Raw genomic sequence first — 14,840 nt, 5'->3', positions numbered from 1 at the left:
GTTAGAATCCGTCACCTTGATGTCCGGAGGTAAACCATGAACGAGCCGATTCGCCTGACCCAGTACAGCCACGGTGCGGGTTGTGGTTGCAAAATTTCCCCCCAAGTACTGGAAGTGATTCTTGCCGGCAGCGGCGCGCAGAACCTTGATCCCAAGCTCTGGGTAGGCAACGCCTCCCGCGACGACGCGGCGGTTTACGCCATCGACGACGAACGTGGCGTGGTCTCCACCACTGATTTCTTTATGCCGATTGTCGATGATCCCTTCGACTTCGGCCGCATCGCCGCCACCAACGCTATCAGCGATATCTACGCCATGGGCGGCGACCCGTTGATGGCCATCGCCATTCTCGGCTGGCCGGTCAACGTACTGGCCCCGGAGATTGCCCGTGAGGTGATTCGCGGTGGCCGCTCGGTGTGTGACGCTGCTGGCATTCCCCTGGCCGGTGGTCACTCCATCGACTCCCCGGAGCCGATCTTCGGTCTTGCCGTTACCGGGCTAGTGGAAAAGCGCCATATGAAGCGCAACGACACCGCCACCGCCGGCTGCCAGTTGTACCTGACCAAGCCCTTGGGCATCGGCATCCTCACCACGGCGGAAAAAAAGGGCAAACTGCGGGAAACCGACATCGGCCTGGCGCGGGATTGGATGTGCACCCTCAATAAGCCTGGCAGCCGTTTTGGCAAGTTGTCTGGCGTCACAGCAATGACCGATGTCACCGGTTTCGGCCTGTTGGGCCACCTGGTGGAAATGGCCGACGGCAGCGGTGTGACCGCGCGCATCGAGTATGAAAAAGTCCCACGCCTGCCAGGGGTCGAGTACTACCTGGAGCAGGGCTGCGTGCCCGGCGGTACCTTGCGCAACTTCGACAGCTACGCCAGCAAACTGGGGCGCATGACTGAATTGCACAAGCGTGTGTTGTGCGACCCGCAAACCAGTGGCGGCCTGTTGGTAGCGGTTACGCCCGAGGGTGATGCCGAGTTCCTGGCAGTAGCGGCTGAGTTGGGCTTGAACCTGGAGCCGATTGGTCAACTGGTTGAGCGACAGACCAACGCGGTAGAGGTGTTTTGATGCCCATCGACATCACCGATTACCGCGACATCTTTCTCAACGACCGGCCAATGATGGATACCCGTGCGCCGGTAGAGTTCGTCAAGGGCGCGTTCCCAGGGGTGATCAACCTGCCGCTGATGAACGACGATGAACGTCAGCGCGTGGGCACTTGTTACAAACAGCAGGGCCAGCAGGCGGCGATTGTGCTCGGGCATGAGTTGGTGTCCGGGACGATCAAGGCCGAACGTATCGAGCAGTGGGCGCAGTTCGCCCGCGCCAACCCTGACGGTTATCTGTACTGCTTTCGCGGCGGGCTGCGCTCGCAGATCGTCCAGCAATGGTTGAAAAGTGAGGCGGGAATCGATTATCCCCGGGTCGGGGGTGGCTACAAGGCTATGCGCACGTTCCTGCTCGACACCGTCGAGCAGGCCACCACCCAGTGTGATTTCGTTTTGCTGGGCGGCATGACCGGCACCGGCAAAACCGAAGTGCTCGGTCAATTGAACAATGCCCTGGACCTTGAGGGCCACGCCAATCACCGTGGTTCCAGCTTTGGCAAGCGCGCCACGACGCAGCCCTCCAACATCGATTTTGAGAATCGCCTGGCGGTCGACCTGCTGAAAAAACGTGCGCTTGGCATCGAACAGTTCGTGGTAGAGGACGAAAGCCGCATGATCGGCAGTTGTGCCCTGCCATTGACCTTGCATAAAGGTATGCAAGCCTTTCCCTTGGTGTGGCTGGAAGACAGCGTTGAAGGCCGGGTCGAACGAATCCTGCGCGATTATGTGATCGACTTGTGTGCTGAATTCATCGAGGTATTTGGCGAAACGGGTTACCGGCTATTTGCCGAGCGTCTAACCCAAAGCTTGGGTAACATCCATAAACGCTTGGGCGGCGAGCGGTTTCAACGGTTGCAGGCGATCATGCAGGACGCCCTGGCGGAACAGGCGCGCAGCGGTGCCGTAGACCTGCATCGGGGCTGGATCGAAGGCTTGTTGCGAGAGTATTACGACCCGATGTACGCCTTCCAGCGTGAAGGCAAAGGCGTACGAATCGAGTTCTCCGGGGAACAGGTGGCCGTATTGGAGTATTTGCGCGAGCGGGCTGTTCGGTCAGTTTAGAGAATGAAGGCCCCGATCAAACCACACAGCACGCCCATGAGCATGGTCAGCCCTGCCACCGTCACCAGCACTCGCGCATCGAAATCCTTGCGCAGCATCAACAGCGACGGCAGGCTCACGCTCGGCAGGGTCATCAGCAAGGCCACTGCAGGGCCGGTGCCCATCCCCAAGGTCATCATGGTTTGGACGATAGGGATTTCCGCCGCTGTTGGTATTACGAACAGCGTGCCGACAATCGCCAGAGGCACCAGCCACCACAGGCTGTCAGCCATCGCCCCGTCGACGTGGGGAAACAGCCAGACCCGCGCCGCACCCAGCAGCAACACCGCCAGGATATAGACCGGAATAGTGCTCCAGAACAACTGCCACAAGGTGCGCAGCCAGCGGGTCAGGAACGGTTGGTTGTCGGTGGTGCTGACTTCGGCCACGGCGTCCAGCGCCGCTTCGGGTACCTGATCAGGACGGGCGATACGCTGCGCCACCAGGGACACACCGACCACCAGCACAATCCCCGCCACCAGTCGCAAGGCAGTAAACCCCCAACCCAGCACGAAGCCCATGAACACCAGCGTTGCCGGGTTAAGTACCGGGTTGGCAATCCAGAACGCCAGCGCGGCGCCCACTGACACTTGTTGCCGACGCATGCCTGCGGCCACCGGTGCGGCGCAGCAACTGCACATCATCCCCGGCAAGGCGAATAGCCCACCGCGCAGGGTTGAACCCAGCCCGGCACGGCCAAACAGACGCAATAGCCAGTCCCGGGGGATCAGCACTTGCAGCAACGAGCCGAGAATCACGGCCAGGACGGCAGCTTTCCAGATGGCCAGGAAATACACCTTGGCATAGGCCAGCGCTGCCGCCAGTGGTGCACTTTGCTCGTCGTTGAGAATTGAGGCGCCAATGCTGTGGTTATCCGCAGCCACAAACGCCTTGAAGTAGTAGGGCGACCACTTTACGTAGTAGAGGCCGACACAGGCCACCAGCAGAAAAAGCGCAGGCTTCCACCAGAAGGACCAGCCCCGGGCGAGGCTGGTAGAGGTGAGGTTGGACATGTTGGGATTCCGCAGATGAGTCGATAGCGGCGCATCATACTCCGTGTGGCTCTTGTGGCGAGCAAGCAAGCCCGCTCGCCACAGATTCAGTGCATTCAGGTATCAGCACTGACCTGCGTAGCATCCGGGCAAGTCTTCAGGCCATTATCCAGGCCCTGCTTGTAGTTGCGACTGAGCAAGGTGGCCTTGCCGTTGTGCCAGGTCAGGGTCAGCACATACAGGGTATCGAAATCGCTGCCGGACCAGTCATCGGTGATGGTGTGCTTTTCACCGACCGCTTCGCTCGCCACCTTGTTGATCAACTCCGGCAGATAGCCGTGGGACCAGGCAGTGTAGATGATCGAGTTGTGGTACTTGTCCTCCACCAGTTCATCGGCCAGGGCGCTGGTGTCGTTGGCCGAGAACTTGATGTTCACTGGCAAACCGAGCTTGATGGCGCTGGGGCTGATGGTCATCAGCGGGCGAATGTAGCTGTAGGAGTTGTCTAGTTCGCCTTCTTCGACATTGCGCGTCGGGTTGGCGGCGAACACAAAGTTGGCGTTGCCGAATTTTTCTGGCAGCACGGTGGCCAGGTTCATGGCGCGGTTGAGGCCCTGGCAATTGAGCTGGCCCAGGCCGCCGGCGGGTTTTTCGCCGTGGCGCAGGAACACCAGGGTCTGCACGCCGTCCACTTGCTGGGCACGGCTTTCTCGGGCTTCCAGGGTCAGAACCAGCGCTCCGCCTACCAGTAGCAGCGGCAACATGGTGTATGAATATCGTTTAAGGCGTTTGGCAAGGCACAGAGGCTTGATCTTCATTATGGTTCGAGTCTTCAGTGCATCGGATTAAGGCGGACAAGCCAGGCCCCAACGACGCATCCAGCGTCGTGCGGTGTTTCGTGTCGGTGTGGCGGCGGGTCTCCCTTCAGTGGGTTGAGCGCACTTAAGAGTGTACTCACGCGTTTTCGTTCGGTTCCAAGGGATAATAGTCAGCAGATGTTGCGAATTGAAGACCGGTGCAGGTTGCCCGCCAGATGATTATCATCGTTCCCAATGACCCATGCGATAAACCGCTGACCTGAATATTCCAACAGCCTAATCTCCATTTGAGTGCAGCCCCATGCCTTCCTTCGATTTCAAGCAACTGGACGTTTTCAGTTCCCAGCCCCTCAAAGGCAATCCACTGGCCGTGGTGCTGGGCGCCGACAGCCTCAGCGACCAGCAGATGGCCGACTTCGCCAAGTGGACCAACCTCAGCGAAACCACCTTCCTGCTCAAACCCCGTGACCCACGTGCCGACTATCGTGTGCGAATTTTCACCACGCTGCAGGAATTGCCCTTCGCCGGGCACCCAACCCTGGGCAGTTGTCATGCTTGGCTGCGTGCCGGTGGCAAGCCTATGGGTGAGGAGATCATCCAGGAGTGCGAAATCGGCCTGGTGCGTATCCGTCGTCAAGGTGACGAACTGGCGTTTATTGCACCACCGCTGTTGCGATCCGGTCCGGTCGAGGCCGAGTTGGTGGAGCGTGTTCGCCTGGCCTTGAGCCTTGAACCGGGTGCCATCGTGCGTACCCAGTGGGCCGACAACGGTGCAGGCTGGCTGGCGGTAATGTTGGCTGATCGTGAGGAGGTGTTGGGCTTGCGTCCGGACTATTCGCAACTGCAGGGGCTGGCGGTAGGCGTGATCGCCCCGTGGAACCCGGATCGGGACGGCGACGAAGCGCAGTTCGAAGTCCGCGCCTTCATTGCTGGCGACGGCGCCCCGGAAGACCCGGCGACCGGTAGTCTCAACGCTGGCGTCGCCCAATGGCTGTTGGGTGAGGGCCTGGCGCCGAGCCGCTATGTGGTCAGCCAGGGCACGGCCATGGGCCGCGCCGGGCGAATCCGCGTGGAACAGCAAGGCGACGAGATATGGATTGGCGGCGCGGTCTCGGTGTGTATTGAGGGGCGGTTGACCCTTTAACGGTTATTCGCCGCCAGCGTGCCTTTTGTTTGTCCCGGGCATAGTCGCAAAAGCCATTATTACGCAAACGCAAAGGCACCGTTATGGATGCGGTGTTTGTGTTTTCGGTCAAACCGGGCATAAGCTTTCGCCCTATTAAGCTATCTGCCTCGCCACATGCGTTGGCCCTTCTTGTAGAAAATTGTAGGAAAACCAATGTCTAGCCAGTTCCCCGAAGCCCGTCCCCGTCGCCTGCGCCGTTCCCCTGAGTTGCGCAGCCTGTTCCAGGAAACCGAATTCACCCTTAACGACTTGGTACTGCCGATTTTCGTCGAAGAAGAAATCGACGATTTCGTGCCCATCACCAGCATGCCCGGCGTGATGCGCATCCCTGAATCGAAACTGGCGGGCGAAATCGAGCGTTACGCCCGTGCCGGGATCAAATCGGTGATGACCTTCGGCGTTTCCCATCACTTGGACGCCAGCGGCAGCGACACCTGGAACGAGCGCGGCCTGGTCTCGCGCATGTCCGCTATCGCCAAGGATGCGGTGCCGGAAATGATCGTCATGTCCGATACCTGCTTCTGTGAATACACCGATCACGGCCACTGCGGCGTGATGCACGGCAGTGAAGTGGACAACGACCGCACCCTGGTCAACCTTGGCAAGCAAGCCGTGGCCGCCGCCCGCGCCGGTGCCGATGTGATCGCGCCCTCGGCGGCCATGGACGGTCAGGTCCAGGCCATTCGCCGGGCCCTGGATGAGGCTGGTTTTAGCCATATCCCGATCATGGCCTATTCCACCAAATTTGCCTCGGCGCTTTACGGCCCGTTCCGCGAAGCCGGCGGCAGCGCGCTCAAGGGCGATCGTAAAAGCTACCAGATGAACCCGATGAACCGCCGCGAAGCCGTGCGCGAATCCCTGCTGGACGAACAGGAAGGCGCCGACGCACTGATGGTCAAGCCGGCCGGCGCATACCTGGACATCATCCGTGACATCCGCGAAGCCTCGCGCTTGCCGGTGGCGGCGTATCAGGTCAGCGGCGAATACGCGATGATCAAGTTCGGCGCCCAGGCTGGAGCCATTGATGAAGCGCGGATCGTTCGGGAAACCCTGGGCTCGATCAAGCGGGCCGGGGCGGATTTGATCTTTACCTACTTTGCGATGGATCTGGCGTTGGCCGGGATCTGATCCAACCCCAATCCTCTGTAGGAGCAAGCCAGCGCCTACAGGGAAGTAGCCTTACCGCTGCGCAAACGCCAGATTCAACCCCAATCCTGCAAACGTTGCGGCAAAGCTGCGGCGCAGCCAATTCTGCACCCGTGGCGATTCGATCACGCCACGGCGGAAAACATTGGCCAGCAGGCCATAAATCACAAACACCGCAAACGTCATTGCCATGAACACACTGCTCAACATCAGCATTTGCACGGCTGGTGCGGTGCTGCCTGGGCTGACGAATTGTGGCAGGAATGCCAGGAAAAAAATGGTCAGCTTCGGGTTGAGGATATTCAGCAGGCAGCCTCTGACCATCAGGCTGCGGGCGCTGGAAACCGTTGGAGTGTCGTTCATGGCAAACGCCGAGCGATCGCGCCACGTCGCGTAGGCCAGGTACAACAGATAAGCCGCCCCGGCGAACTTCAACGCCTCGAATGCCAATGCACTGGTGTGCAGCAGGGCGGACAGCCCCAATACCGATGCCAGGAGGTGCGGGACGATTCCAGCGGTGCAGCCCAGCGCCGCGAAGATGCTGGCACGCTTGCCAGCCGTCAGGCCTGTGGAAATAGTGAAAATCACGCCGGTGCCGGGGATCAGCACGACAATCAGGCAGGTAATGAGGAAGTTCAGGCTGAGCATGGCATTCAAACTCCTTGTTGGAATGGTGAGAGCCTGATCCTGTCATGTTCCGGTGGCGATGGCGACTACAGAGAGATCCTTCAAGCCGGTCGGCGAACCCGCGTTAAACTTGCCTGTCGATATCTGCCATGACTGGACTGTCGCTGCCCAAGGAAGCCCCATGTATTCCCACCGCCTGATCCTCTGCTTGACCACATTGCTGGTGTTGGCCGGCTGCTCCAGCCAACGTACAGCGCAACAGCCTGAGCGCAGCGAAGCCGAGGTCAAGGCGCAGATCGTGCGGTTGCTGCCGGCGAAAGTCCCGGACCGCGCTGGCTGGGCCCAGGACATCTATACCGCGTTCGATACCCAGAAAATCTACCCCAGCACCGAGAATATCTGCGCGGTATTGGCGGTGACCGAACAGGAGTCCACCTATCAGGTCGACCCGCCAGTGCCGGGCATGGGCAAGATTGCCCAGGATGAAATTCTGCGGCGTGCGGCCAAGGTGCATGTGCCCGCTGTGCTGGTGCGTGGTGCACTGCAATTGCGCTCGCCGACGGGCAAATCCTATGCCGAACGCTTGAGTGCCGCGCGCACGGAAAAGGATCTGAGCGCTATCTTTGATGATTTCATCAGTGTCGTACCCTTGGGGCGCACGCTGTTTGGCAGTTTCAATCCGGTGCATACCGCAGGCCCGATGCAGGTGAGCATTGCCTTCGCCGAGAAGCAGGCTCGGGGTTATCCCTACACGGTGGATGGCACTATTCGCCGGGAAGTGTTCACCCGTCGTGGCGGTATGTATTTTGGCATTGCCCACTTGCTGGGCTACCCGGTGAGCTACGATCAGCCGCTGTACCGCTTCGCCGATTTCAACGCCGGTTGGTATGCCAGCCGCAACGCCGCGTTCCAGGCAGCTGTCAGTCGCGCTTCGGGGAAGAGTCTGGCACTGGATGGGGATTTGATCCGCTATGGCTCGATCCTGCCGGGCACCACGGAATTGGCGGTGCGCTCACTGGGCAAGTCCCTGGACATGCGTAACCCGAGTATTCGCAGCCAGTTGGAGCAGGGTGACCGACTGGATTTCGAAGACACCACCCTGTATCAACGCGTGTTTGCCCTGGCCGAGAAGGCCGAAGGCAAACCGCTGCCTCGGGCGATTTTGCCGGGCATCGTGCTGAAAAGCCCGAAGATCACCCGCAACCTGACCACGGCCTGGTTTGCCAAACGGGTGGATGATCGCTATCAGCGCTGCATGAAGCGCTGACACGGCCCAGCCCAACTTGCTACGACGACGCTCAGTGACGGCGCTTCACGAGCTTGCGCCACAACCAGACCCACAGCCACAACACCGGGAACGCCAGGATCACGAACGGCAGCACGTAGCTCGACCGTTCCAGGGCATCGGCGGTGCCGTCCACCAGATTGTCCCCAAGGTTGCTGAACATCCGGCTCAAGCGCGACTGTTGTTGCGTGCCATCGGATGGCCGGAAGTTCAGGGTCACGCGGTTGGTGTCCAGCCGCCGCTGGTGGCCGGCGGCAACCTGGGCCAGTTCCTGCAACGCGTTCTCGATGTTCGCCTGCTCCTTGGTCAAGGCAATCAGGTCGCCCACGGTGATGTCCTTGCGCGCAGCCAATGCATCAAGGCGCTGTTGCTGTGCCTGCAAGCGTTCCTGACCGCGGCGGTTGTTAGCTACGGCATCGGCCAAGTCCTCGGCGCTGGTGATCCGTTGCCCGCGTTGCCCACCTTCGGCGGCCATGGCCACCATCGGCTCGACCCCGGTGGGGGCGATACGCAGCACAATCGTGCCACCGTCGCTGTTCTCTTCAATACGCAGGATATTGCAGGCACCGAAACGTGCCGATTCGCAGGCTTCGCGGGTGGCCTGCATGCGCGGCACCAGCACGGCGACGGGCAAGGACAGGCTCAATTCATGTTCATAGGCCAATTGCGCACCTGCGCGGCCTTGTTCGCCATTGATCACCGTGGCTTCAGAATGATCCTTGGGTGAGCAGCCGGTGAGGGCCAGGGCCGTCAACAACATCAGCGCGGTGAATCTGCCTTCCAGGTGGCGCATTGCAGTTCCTTTGAGTGTGCAAGATAAGGTCGAGAGCGATTAAAGCGGGTCTGCAGGATTAACGCAAAGCATCGCCCGGGATTTGTCGCGCTGATCTTGCTGGTCTCGACGGATGGGCCGGGTTACACCTCAAGTCTCACTCCAGGACGCACCTGCCATGACCCGTGTCCCCGAAGGATTTATCTCCTTATCGCGCAGCAGCCCTCTTCTGGATTTGTTGGGCCCGGTGTACTGTCGCGGCGAAGGCCTGCAACTGGAACTCGGCCTGCGTGCCGACAACCGCCACGCCAACGGGCGCGGCACCGTCCACGGCGGCGTATTGGCAACCCTGGCGGATGTCGGCATGGGCTACGCGATGGCGTTTTCCAGTGAGCCACCATTGCCACTGATCACTGCCAGCATGACCCTGGACTACCTGGGTTCGGTACAGGTGGGGGAGTGGATCGAGGTCCGACTGGAGCACCACAAGCGCGGCCGGCAGATGGCTTTTGCCACAGTGAGCTTGCAGGTAGGGGAGAAGGTGGTGGTGCGGGCCAGTGCGGTGTTTGCGGTGCCGCAGGTACCGAGTTGCTCCTGACACCGCCTCGCTAAAGCTCGACAGCTACGTGAATAGCGCAGGGCACGCGACGTGTGGCAAGTACCGGGTAAATCCAGGCAAAGAAAAGGCCCGGCTTTTCGTGGAGCCGGGCCTGTTCCATGGTGCTCTTTGAGTCAGCTGCGTTCGAGGGCCAGTGCTACGCCTTGGCCACCGCCGATGCACAGGGTCGCCAGACCTTTCTTGGCATCACGCTTGATCATTTCGTGTAGCAAGGTCACCAGCACTCGGCAGCCTGACGCACCAATCGGGTGACCGATGGCAATCGCGCCGCCGTTGACGTTGACCTTCGCTGTATCCCATTCCAGCTCTTTGCCCACCGCCAGCGACTGGGCGGCGAAGGCTTCGTTGGCTTCGATCAGGTCCAGGTCGCTCAACTGCCAGCCGGCCTTGTCCAGGCAGCGGCGGGTGGCCGAAACCGGGCCAATACCCATGATTGCCGGGTCTACGCCGGCATTGGCGTAGCTGGCGATACGCGCCAGCACCGGCAAGCCGAGGGTTTTGGCCTTGTCGGCACTCATCAGCAGCACGGCAGCGGCGCCGTCGTTGAGGCTGGAGGAGTTGCCAGCGGTAACGCTGCCGTCTTTCTTGAAGGCCGGCTTGAGCTTGCCCAGGGATTCGGCGGTGGTACCGGCGCGAGGCTGTTCGTCCACGGCGAAGGCAACCGGGTCGCCCTTGCGCTGGGGAATCAGGATCGGCGTGATCTCATCAACAAATCGCCCGGCCTCGATGGCGGCAGTGGCTTTTTGCTGGGAGGCGGCGGCGAAAGCGTCCTGGGCTTCACGGCTGATGCCGTACTTGTCCACCAGGTTCTCGGCGGTGATGCCCATGTGGTAGTCGTTGAACGCATCCCACAGGCCGTCGGTGATCATGCTGTCGATCATCTTGGCGTGGCCCATGCGCAGGCCGGTGCGGGCGGCTGGCAGGACGTAGGGCGCCAGGCTCATGTTTTCCATGCCGCCAGCGATGATCACCTCGGCGTCACCGCAGCGAATGGCTTGCGCGCCAAGATGCAGGGCCTTGAGGCCCGAGCCGCAGACCTTGTTCAAGGTCAGCGCGGGTACGGCGTGGGGCAGGCCGGCGAGGATCGAGGCCTGGCGCGCCGGGTTCTGGCCGCTGCCTGCGGTCAGCACCTGGCCGAGGATCACTTCATCCACCAGCGCGGGATCCAGGCCGGTCTGCTCCAGCAGGCGGCGGATCACCGCAGCCCCCAGTTCCGGCGCTGGGATGTTGGCCAGCGAGCCCTGGAAACTGCCCACGGCGGTGCGTGTGGCAGCAACAATGACGACGTCTTGCATGGAATCTTTCCTCACTGCGCAGCGAACTGCATTTCTGGAACATGGTCCGGGACGATCAGTTTACCGGCGGTCTTGCTGACAATCTCTTCAACGCTGACGCCAGGTGCGCGTTCCTTGAGGACAAATGCGCCATTTTCGATTTCCAGGTAGGCCAGGTCCGTCAGCACGCGCTTTATGCAATTGGCACCGGTCAGCGGCAGGCTGCAACGGCTCAGCAGTTTCGACTCGCCGTCTTTGGAGGCGTGGGTCATGGTGACGATGATGTTTTCTGCACCGGCCACCAGGTCCATGGCGCCGCCCATACCCTTGACCAGCTTACCGGGGATCATCCAAGAGGCGATGTTTCCTTCGACGTCGACCTCAAAGGCGCCCAATACCGTCAGGTCGATATGCCCACCGCGAATCATCGCGAAGGACTCGGCCGAGGAAAAAATCGAAGCGCCGATACGGGCAGTAACGGTTTGTTTGCCAGCATTAATCATGTCGGCATCGATGGTTTCTTCAGTAGGAAACGCGCCCATGCCAAGCAGGCCGTTTTCCGACTGCAGCATCACTTCCATGCCTTCGGGGATGTAGTTGGCCACCAGGGTCGGGATGCCGATGCCCAGGTTCACGTAAAAACCGTCCTGCATTTCGCGGGCGACGCGTTGAGCCATTTGTTCGCGGGTAAGAGCCATGTGTTGTCTCCTTATTATTTGGGCTGGATAAAGGTCACTTGCGCACGGTGCGCTGTTCGATGCGCTTCTCGAAGGTGCCGCAAATGATCCTATCGACGTAGATGCCAGGGGTGTGGATCTGCGCCGGGTCCAGCTCGCCCGGTTCGACGATTTCCTCGACTTCGACCACGGTGATCTTGCCGGCGGTGGCGGCCAGCGGGTTGAAGTTCTGCGCCGTGTGGCGGTAGATCACGTTACCGAAGTGGTCGGCTTTCCAGCCTTTGACGATGGCGAAGTCGCCGGTGATGGATTCTTCCATCAGGTAAGGGCGACCATTGAATTCGCGGATTTCCTTGCCTTCGGCAACCGGGGTGCCGACGCCGGTTGCAGTGAAGAAGGCCGGGATGCCGGCGCCGCCTGCACGCAGCTTTTCTGCCAGGGTGCCTTGGGGGGTGAGCACTACCTCGATTTCGCCGCTGAGCAGTTGCTTCTCGAACAGGGCATTTTCACCGACGTAGGAGGCGACGACCTTGCTGATCTGCTTACCTTCCAGCAGCACGCCCAGGCCGAAACCATCGACGCCGCAGTTGTTGGAGACCACAGTCAGGTCGCGGGTGCCTTTGCGCTTGATCTCGGCGATGAGGTTTTCCGGGATGCCGCACAGGCCGAAACCGCCGGAGAGTACAGTCATGCCGTCTTCAAGACCTGCCAGCGCTTCCTCATAGGACGCCACGCGTTTATCGAAACCTGCCATATGCACCTCTTTTATTGTTTGTGGGTCAGCCATATGCCCCGAGTGTTGCGCCGTGGGATTGATTTGTTAAGTTGTTTTTTAAGGTTGATTGATTTAAAAAACAGCATAGTCGCCGACGGTCCGGAGTAGTCTCATGACAGTTAAACAGATGCGGGCCTTTCTTGCCGTGGCCCAGAGCTTGAGTTTTGCTGCCGCCTGCGAGCGCCTGCACCTTTCCCAGTCGGCGCTGAGCCTGACCATCAAAGGCCTGGAGGAGGGCCTGGGCGGGCGCCTGTTCAGCCGCAATACCCGTAATGTCGCGCTGACCCCGGAAGGTGAATCCCTCTTGCCCCTGGCTCGGCGCTTGATTGCTGATTGGGATAACGCCGAGGACGAACTGCGCCAGCGTTTCACCCTGCAGCGTGGGCGGGTGACAGTGGCGGCGATGCCGTCATTTGCCGGTAACCTGCTGCCGCCGATCCTGAAGATATTTCGTGCGCGTTTTCCCCAGGTCAATGTCACGGTCAATGACGTGATCAACGAGCAGGTGCTGGAAATGGTCCGTGATCGCCAAGTGGAACTAGGGGTCGCCTTCGAACCGCCACAAAGCTCGTCACTGGGATTTACACCGTTGTACCTGGACCGTTTTATCGCCGTAGTGCCCGCTGATTCACCGTTGACGCAAATGGCCGAGATCGACTGGAAAAGCCTGCTGGAGCAACCCTTCATTACCCTGCAACGCCCTTCAACGGTGCGGGTGATGCTGGAGGAACACCTGGGAGCCTTGGGTATGAAATTGCCAGTGGCGCTGGAAAGTCATCAACTGGCGACGGTGGGAAAAATGGTCGCCAGTGGCCTGGGTGTCAGCGCAGTACCGGCGTTGTGTGCCCGGCAAATGCAGGAGGCGGGCGCCCATTGCATTACCTTGCGCGATCCGGTGATCGAACGACCCATTGGCGTATTGACCAAGCCCGGCCATGAACTCTCGGCAGCAGCCCAGGCATTGTTTGATATTTTTCGCGATGAGGCGGGGAAGGGACGGTTTCCGGCCCAGTTATAAAAATCAGCAATAAAAAAGCCTGCTCGGTTTAGCGAGCAGGCTTAAGTTATTAGTTGCTATCAATTAGCAGTATTTATCGATTACTCGAACTTGCGAGTTGTCTTTCAGGGCCTGCCATTCGCTGTTCAGCGTATGGAAAACCTGCTCGATAAAGCCGCGGTCGGCGGCAGCCTTCTTGCCGACATAACCCTGGCCACGGCGGTACATCTTCAGGCGCGCTGCCAGCTCACGGTTATTCTTGTCGAACTCTTCTTCCACGGTATGGGGCGCCAGGCAGTCAATATGGACCTGACCCGATTTACCAATCCACAGGATATGGTCGTCGAGTGTGTCTTTCTGCGCTGCGAACATCTCAGCCAATTCATTAATAGTTGGTTGGTTGTTCAGATTCATGTGTAAGCCCCTTGACCAGTTGGCGATCTTCAATTGATTCGTTAACACTGTTTAGTTGTCTCCGGTTCCGAAAACCGGGCGTCAGCGACGGGCTGCCGAATACGGGCAGGGTCTTGAACCTGATGCATGTAGTCTTGCTGATGAACTGCTACGCAATGCTTTCATAACGAAGACAAGCAGCGTTTTAGCTCCTTGTACCGATCCTTTCGGGCCAGTCAGCTTCATCAATCTGCCTTGTGGGCAGTGCACATCCGGGAAAAACAGCTCGGCGGTCAGACGAGCTTGTTCAAAACGCTTGTTACCAACGCTCCCGATCCGGGAGACAACTGAATCATGCAAGGACAAAAAGGTTACGTCAACGATTATGTAGTGATTATTTTTGATCACTACATAAATCGTTGCGGAGGCAGGGGAAAGCAGGAAGTTGTGACTTGAGCGTCATTTTTTGTGCGGGTGGGTCGAGTGCTTTCGCTATCCCAAGCGTTCCACCAGCAGCGTCGAGGACGACTGTAGGTACTTATGGCTGTCACTCGCCGCGAATGTACTGCTCCAGCTGCTTGATCAGGTCGGCCTGTTCGGCAATCGCTTCCTTGACCAGGTCGCCGATGGACAGCAGGCCCAGCAACTTCCCATCTTCCACCACCGGCAAATGGCGCAGGTGACTGTCGGTCATGATGTTCATGCACTTCTCGACGCTTTGGTGAATGTCGACGGTAATTACCGGTGAACTCATGATTTCGCTGACCGCTGTCGTGGCAGAGGATCGACCCTTGAGAATCAGTTTGCGCGCGTAATCACGCTCGCTGATGACGCCGATAACCTTGCCTTCATCAACGACCGGCAAGGCACCGACGTTTTTTGCCGCCATCAGAATCAGAGCCTCCATCACTGTCTGGTGTGACTTGATGGTATGGACTGCCTGGTTTTTCTGTTCTTTGGATTTGAGCACTTGTGCAACGGTCTTCATGGCGGCCACTCCGGTGGTGTTGTTGTTGGGAAGTCAGCGATCCCTACAGAATCCTAGACGGTCCACGACTGAGCAAGG

General features: G+C 59.5%; 17 protein-coding genes. 7 read left to right on the top strand and 10 right to left on the bottom strand.

Annotated elements, in window-relative coordinates; genetic code table 11:
* Window positions 1–36: 36 nt before the first annotated feature.
* Window positions 37–1,071, top strand: a complete 1,035-nt coding sequence (selD, locus tag ACZRJ6_RS17410) for a selenide, water dikinase SelD (RefSeq protein ID WP_463969350.1) — start codon at window positions 37–39, stop codon at window positions 1,069–1,071.
* Window positions 1,071–2,174, top strand: coding sequence for a tRNA 2-selenouridine(34) synthase MnmH (gene mnmH / locus ACZRJ6_RS17405; protein WP_463969351.1), 1,104 nt, complete (start codon window positions 1,071–1,073; stop codon window positions 2,172–2,174). Before selD ends, mnmH begins: the two co-directional genes overlap by 1 nt.
* Here mnmH and ACZRJ6_RS17400 read toward each other — a convergent pair.
* Window positions 2,171–3,226, bottom strand: a complete 1,056-nt coding sequence (locus ACZRJ6_RS17400; RefSeq protein ID WP_463969352.1) for a permease — start codon at window positions 3,224–3,226, stop codon at window positions 2,171–2,173. The genes mnmH and ACZRJ6_RS17400 overlap by 4 nt on opposite strands.
* 95 nt (window positions 3,227–3,321) lie before the next feature.
* Complete coding sequence (locus ACZRJ6_RS17395; protein ID WP_463969353.1) at window positions 3,322–4,023, bottom strand: histidine phosphatase family protein; 702 nt, start codon at window positions 4,021–4,023, stop codon at window positions 3,322–3,324.
* 301 nt (window positions 4,024–4,324) lie between these two features.
* On the opposite strand from ACZRJ6_RS17395, the gene ACZRJ6_RS17390 reads away from it, so the two are divergent.
* Window positions 4,325–5,167, top strand: a complete 843-nt coding sequence (locus ACZRJ6_RS17390) for a PhzF family phenazine biosynthesis protein (RefSeq protein WP_463969354.1) — start codon at window positions 4,325–4,327, stop codon at window positions 5,165–5,167.
* Between the two features lie 195 nt (window positions 5,168–5,362).
* The gene (gene hemB / locus ACZRJ6_RS17385; protein ID WP_149413104.1) at window positions 5,363–6,337 is read left to right on the top strand and encodes a porphobilinogen synthase; all 975 of its coding nucleotides are present in this window, start codon (window positions 5,363–5,365) and stop codon (window positions 6,335–6,337) included.
* Window positions 6,338–6,388: 51 nt separating this feature from the next.
* On the opposite strand, the gene ACZRJ6_RS17380 is transcribed toward hemB, so the two are convergent.
* Entirely contained in the window at window positions 6,389–7,003 is a 615-nt protein-coding gene (locus ACZRJ6_RS17380; RefSeq protein WP_463969355.1) for a LysE family translocator, read from the bottom strand.
* Window positions 7,004–7,163: 160 nt separating this feature from the next.
* On the opposite strand from ACZRJ6_RS17380, the gene ACZRJ6_RS17375 reads away from it, so the two are divergent.
* A complete protein-coding gene (locus ACZRJ6_RS17375) occupies window positions 7,164–8,249 on the top strand; it encodes a DUF1615 domain-containing protein (RefSeq protein ID WP_463969356.1) in 1,086 nt (361 codons plus the stop codon).
* 31 nt (window positions 8,250–8,280) lie between these two features.
* Here the strand turns inward: ACZRJ6_RS17375 and ACZRJ6_RS17370 are convergent, their stop codons facing one another.
* Window positions 8,281–9,060 (bottom strand): DUF4349 domain-containing protein, encoded by a 780-nt coding sequence (locus tag ACZRJ6_RS17370; protein WP_463969357.1) that lies wholly within the window; start codon window positions 9,058–9,060, stop codon window positions 8,281–8,283.
* Between the two features lie 157 nt (window positions 9,061–9,217).
* On the opposite strand from ACZRJ6_RS17370, the gene ACZRJ6_RS17365 reads away from it, so the two are divergent.
* Window positions 9,218–9,637 carry a PaaI family thioesterase gene (locus tag ACZRJ6_RS17365; protein WP_463969358.1) on the top strand — a complete coding sequence of 140 codons (420 nt, stop codon included), beginning with the start codon at window positions 9,218–9,220 and terminating at the stop codon, window positions 9,635–9,637.
* 134 nt (window positions 9,638–9,771) lie between these two features.
* Here ACZRJ6_RS17365 and ACZRJ6_RS17360 read toward each other — a convergent pair whose 3' ends face one another.
* Genes ACZRJ6_RS17360 through ACZRJ6_RS17350 form a run of 3 tightly spaced genes read right to left on the bottom strand, consistent with a single transcriptional unit; the run spans window position 9,772 to window position 12,363 of the window.
* Entirely contained in the window at window positions 9,772–10,953 is a 1,182-nt protein-coding gene (locus ACZRJ6_RS17360) for an acetyl-CoA C-acetyltransferase (RefSeq protein ID WP_463969359.1), read from the bottom strand.
* A gap of 11 nt (window positions 10,954–10,964) precedes the next feature.
* Window positions 10,965–11,630, bottom strand: coding sequence for a CoA transferase subunit B (locus ACZRJ6_RS17355; RefSeq protein ID WP_133100412.1), 666 nt, complete (start codon window positions 11,628–11,630; stop codon window positions 10,965–10,967).
* A 34-nt stretch (window positions 11,631–11,664) separates the two neighbouring features.
* Window positions 11,665–12,363, bottom strand: coding sequence for a CoA transferase subunit A (locus tag ACZRJ6_RS17350; protein WP_463969360.1), 699 nt, complete (start codon window positions 12,361–12,363; stop codon window positions 11,665–11,667).
* Window positions 12,364–12,496: 133 nt separating this feature from the next.
* On the opposite strand from ACZRJ6_RS17350, the gene ACZRJ6_RS17345 reads away from it, so the two are divergent.
* Window positions 12,497–13,402 (top strand): LysR substrate-binding domain-containing protein, encoded by a 906-nt coding sequence (locus ACZRJ6_RS17345; protein WP_133100410.1) that lies wholly within the window; start codon window positions 12,497–12,499, stop codon window positions 13,400–13,402.
* Between the two features lie 63 nt (window positions 13,403–13,465).
* Here ACZRJ6_RS17345 and ACZRJ6_RS17340 read toward each other — a convergent pair whose 3' ends face one another.
* The 3 genes from ACZRJ6_RS17340 to ACZRJ6_RS17330 all read right to left on the bottom strand — a co-directional run bounded on the left by ACZRJ6_RS17340 (window position 13,466) and on the right by ACZRJ6_RS17330 (window position 14,762).
* Entirely contained in the window at window positions 13,466–13,795 is a 330-nt protein-coding gene (locus ACZRJ6_RS17340) for a hypothetical protein (RefSeq protein WP_463969361.1), read from the bottom strand.
* Window positions 13,796–13,876: 81 nt separating this feature from the next.
* Entirely contained in the window at window positions 13,877–14,182 is a 306-nt protein-coding gene (locus ACZRJ6_RS17335) for a hypothetical protein (RefSeq protein WP_463969362.1), read from the bottom strand.
* 139 nt (window positions 14,183–14,321) lie between these two features.
* Window positions 14,322–14,762: a CBS domain-containing protein gene (locus ACZRJ6_RS17330; RefSeq protein WP_463969363.1), complete on the bottom strand. Its 441-nt coding sequence runs from the start codon at window positions 14,760–14,762 to the stop codon at window positions 14,322–14,324.
* Window positions 14,763–14,840: the final 78 nt, after the last annotated feature.

The organism is Pseudomonas sp. C321, from assembly GCF_055407105.1.
Note: the sequence above shows the minus strand (reverse complement) of the source record. Positions and strands in the feature narration are given on the sequence as shown.

Bases quoted from the DNA above. Each gene is read 5' to 3' on its own strand.
- ACZRJ6_RS17375 (WP_463969356.1), top strand. From the start codon at position 7,164: ATGTATTCCCACCGCCTGATCCTCTGCTTGACCACATTGCTGGTGTTG.
- ACZRJ6_RS17380 (WP_463969355.1), bottom strand. From the start codon at position 7,003: ATGCTCAGCCTGAACTTCCTCATTACCTGCCTGATTGTCGTGCTGATC.
- ACZRJ6_RS17365 (WP_463969358.1), top strand. From the start codon at position 9,218: ATGACCCGTGTCCCCGAAGGATTTATCTCCTTATCGCGCAGCAGCCCT.
- ACZRJ6_RS17355 (WP_133100412.1), bottom strand. From the start codon at position 11,630: ATGGCTCTTACCCGCGAACAAATGGCTCAACGCGTCGCCCGCGAAATG.
- ACZRJ6_RS17400 (WP_463969352.1), bottom strand. From the start codon at position 3,226: ATGTCCAACCTCACCTCTACCAGCCTCGCCCGGGGCTGGTCCTTCTGG.
- ACZRJ6_RS17340 (WP_463969361.1), bottom strand. From the start codon at position 13,795: ATGAATCTGAACAACCAACCAACTATTAATGAATTGGCTGAGATGTTC.
- ACZRJ6_RS17360 (WP_463969359.1), bottom strand. From the start codon at position 10,953: ATGCAAGACGTCGTCATTGTTGCTGCCACACGCACCGCCGTGGGCAGT.
- hemB (WP_149413104.1), top strand. From the start codon at position 5,363: ATGTCTAGCCAGTTCCCCGAAGCCCGTCCCCGTCGCCTGCGCCGTTCC.
- mnmH (WP_463969351.1), top strand. From the start codon at position 1,071: ATGCCCATCGACATCACCGATTACCGCGACATCTTTCTCAACGACCGG.
- ACZRJ6_RS17370 (WP_463969357.1), bottom strand. From the start codon at position 9,060: ATGCGCCACCTGGAAGGCAGATTCACCGCGCTGATGTTGTTGACGGCC.
- selD (WP_463969350.1), top strand. From the start codon at position 37: ATGAACGAGCCGATTCGCCTGACCCAGTACAGCCACGGTGCGGGTTGT.
- ACZRJ6_RS17345 (WP_133100410.1), top strand. From the start codon at position 12,497: ATGACAGTTAAACAGATGCGGGCCTTTCTTGCCGTGGCCCAGAGCTTG.
- ACZRJ6_RS17390 (WP_463969354.1), top strand. From the start codon at position 4,325: ATGCCTTCCTTCGATTTCAAGCAACTGGACGTTTTCAGTTCCCAGCCC.
- ACZRJ6_RS17395 (WP_463969353.1), bottom strand. From the start codon at position 4,023: ATGAAGATCAAGCCTCTGTGCCTTGCCAAACGCCTTAAACGATATTCA.
- ACZRJ6_RS17350 (WP_463969360.1), bottom strand. From the start codon at position 12,363: ATGGCAGGTTTCGATAAACGCGTGGCGTCCTATGAGGAAGCGCTGGCA.
- ACZRJ6_RS17330 (WP_463969363.1), bottom strand. From the start codon at position 14,762: ATGAAGACCGTTGCACAAGTGCTCAAATCCAAAGAACAGAAAAACCAG.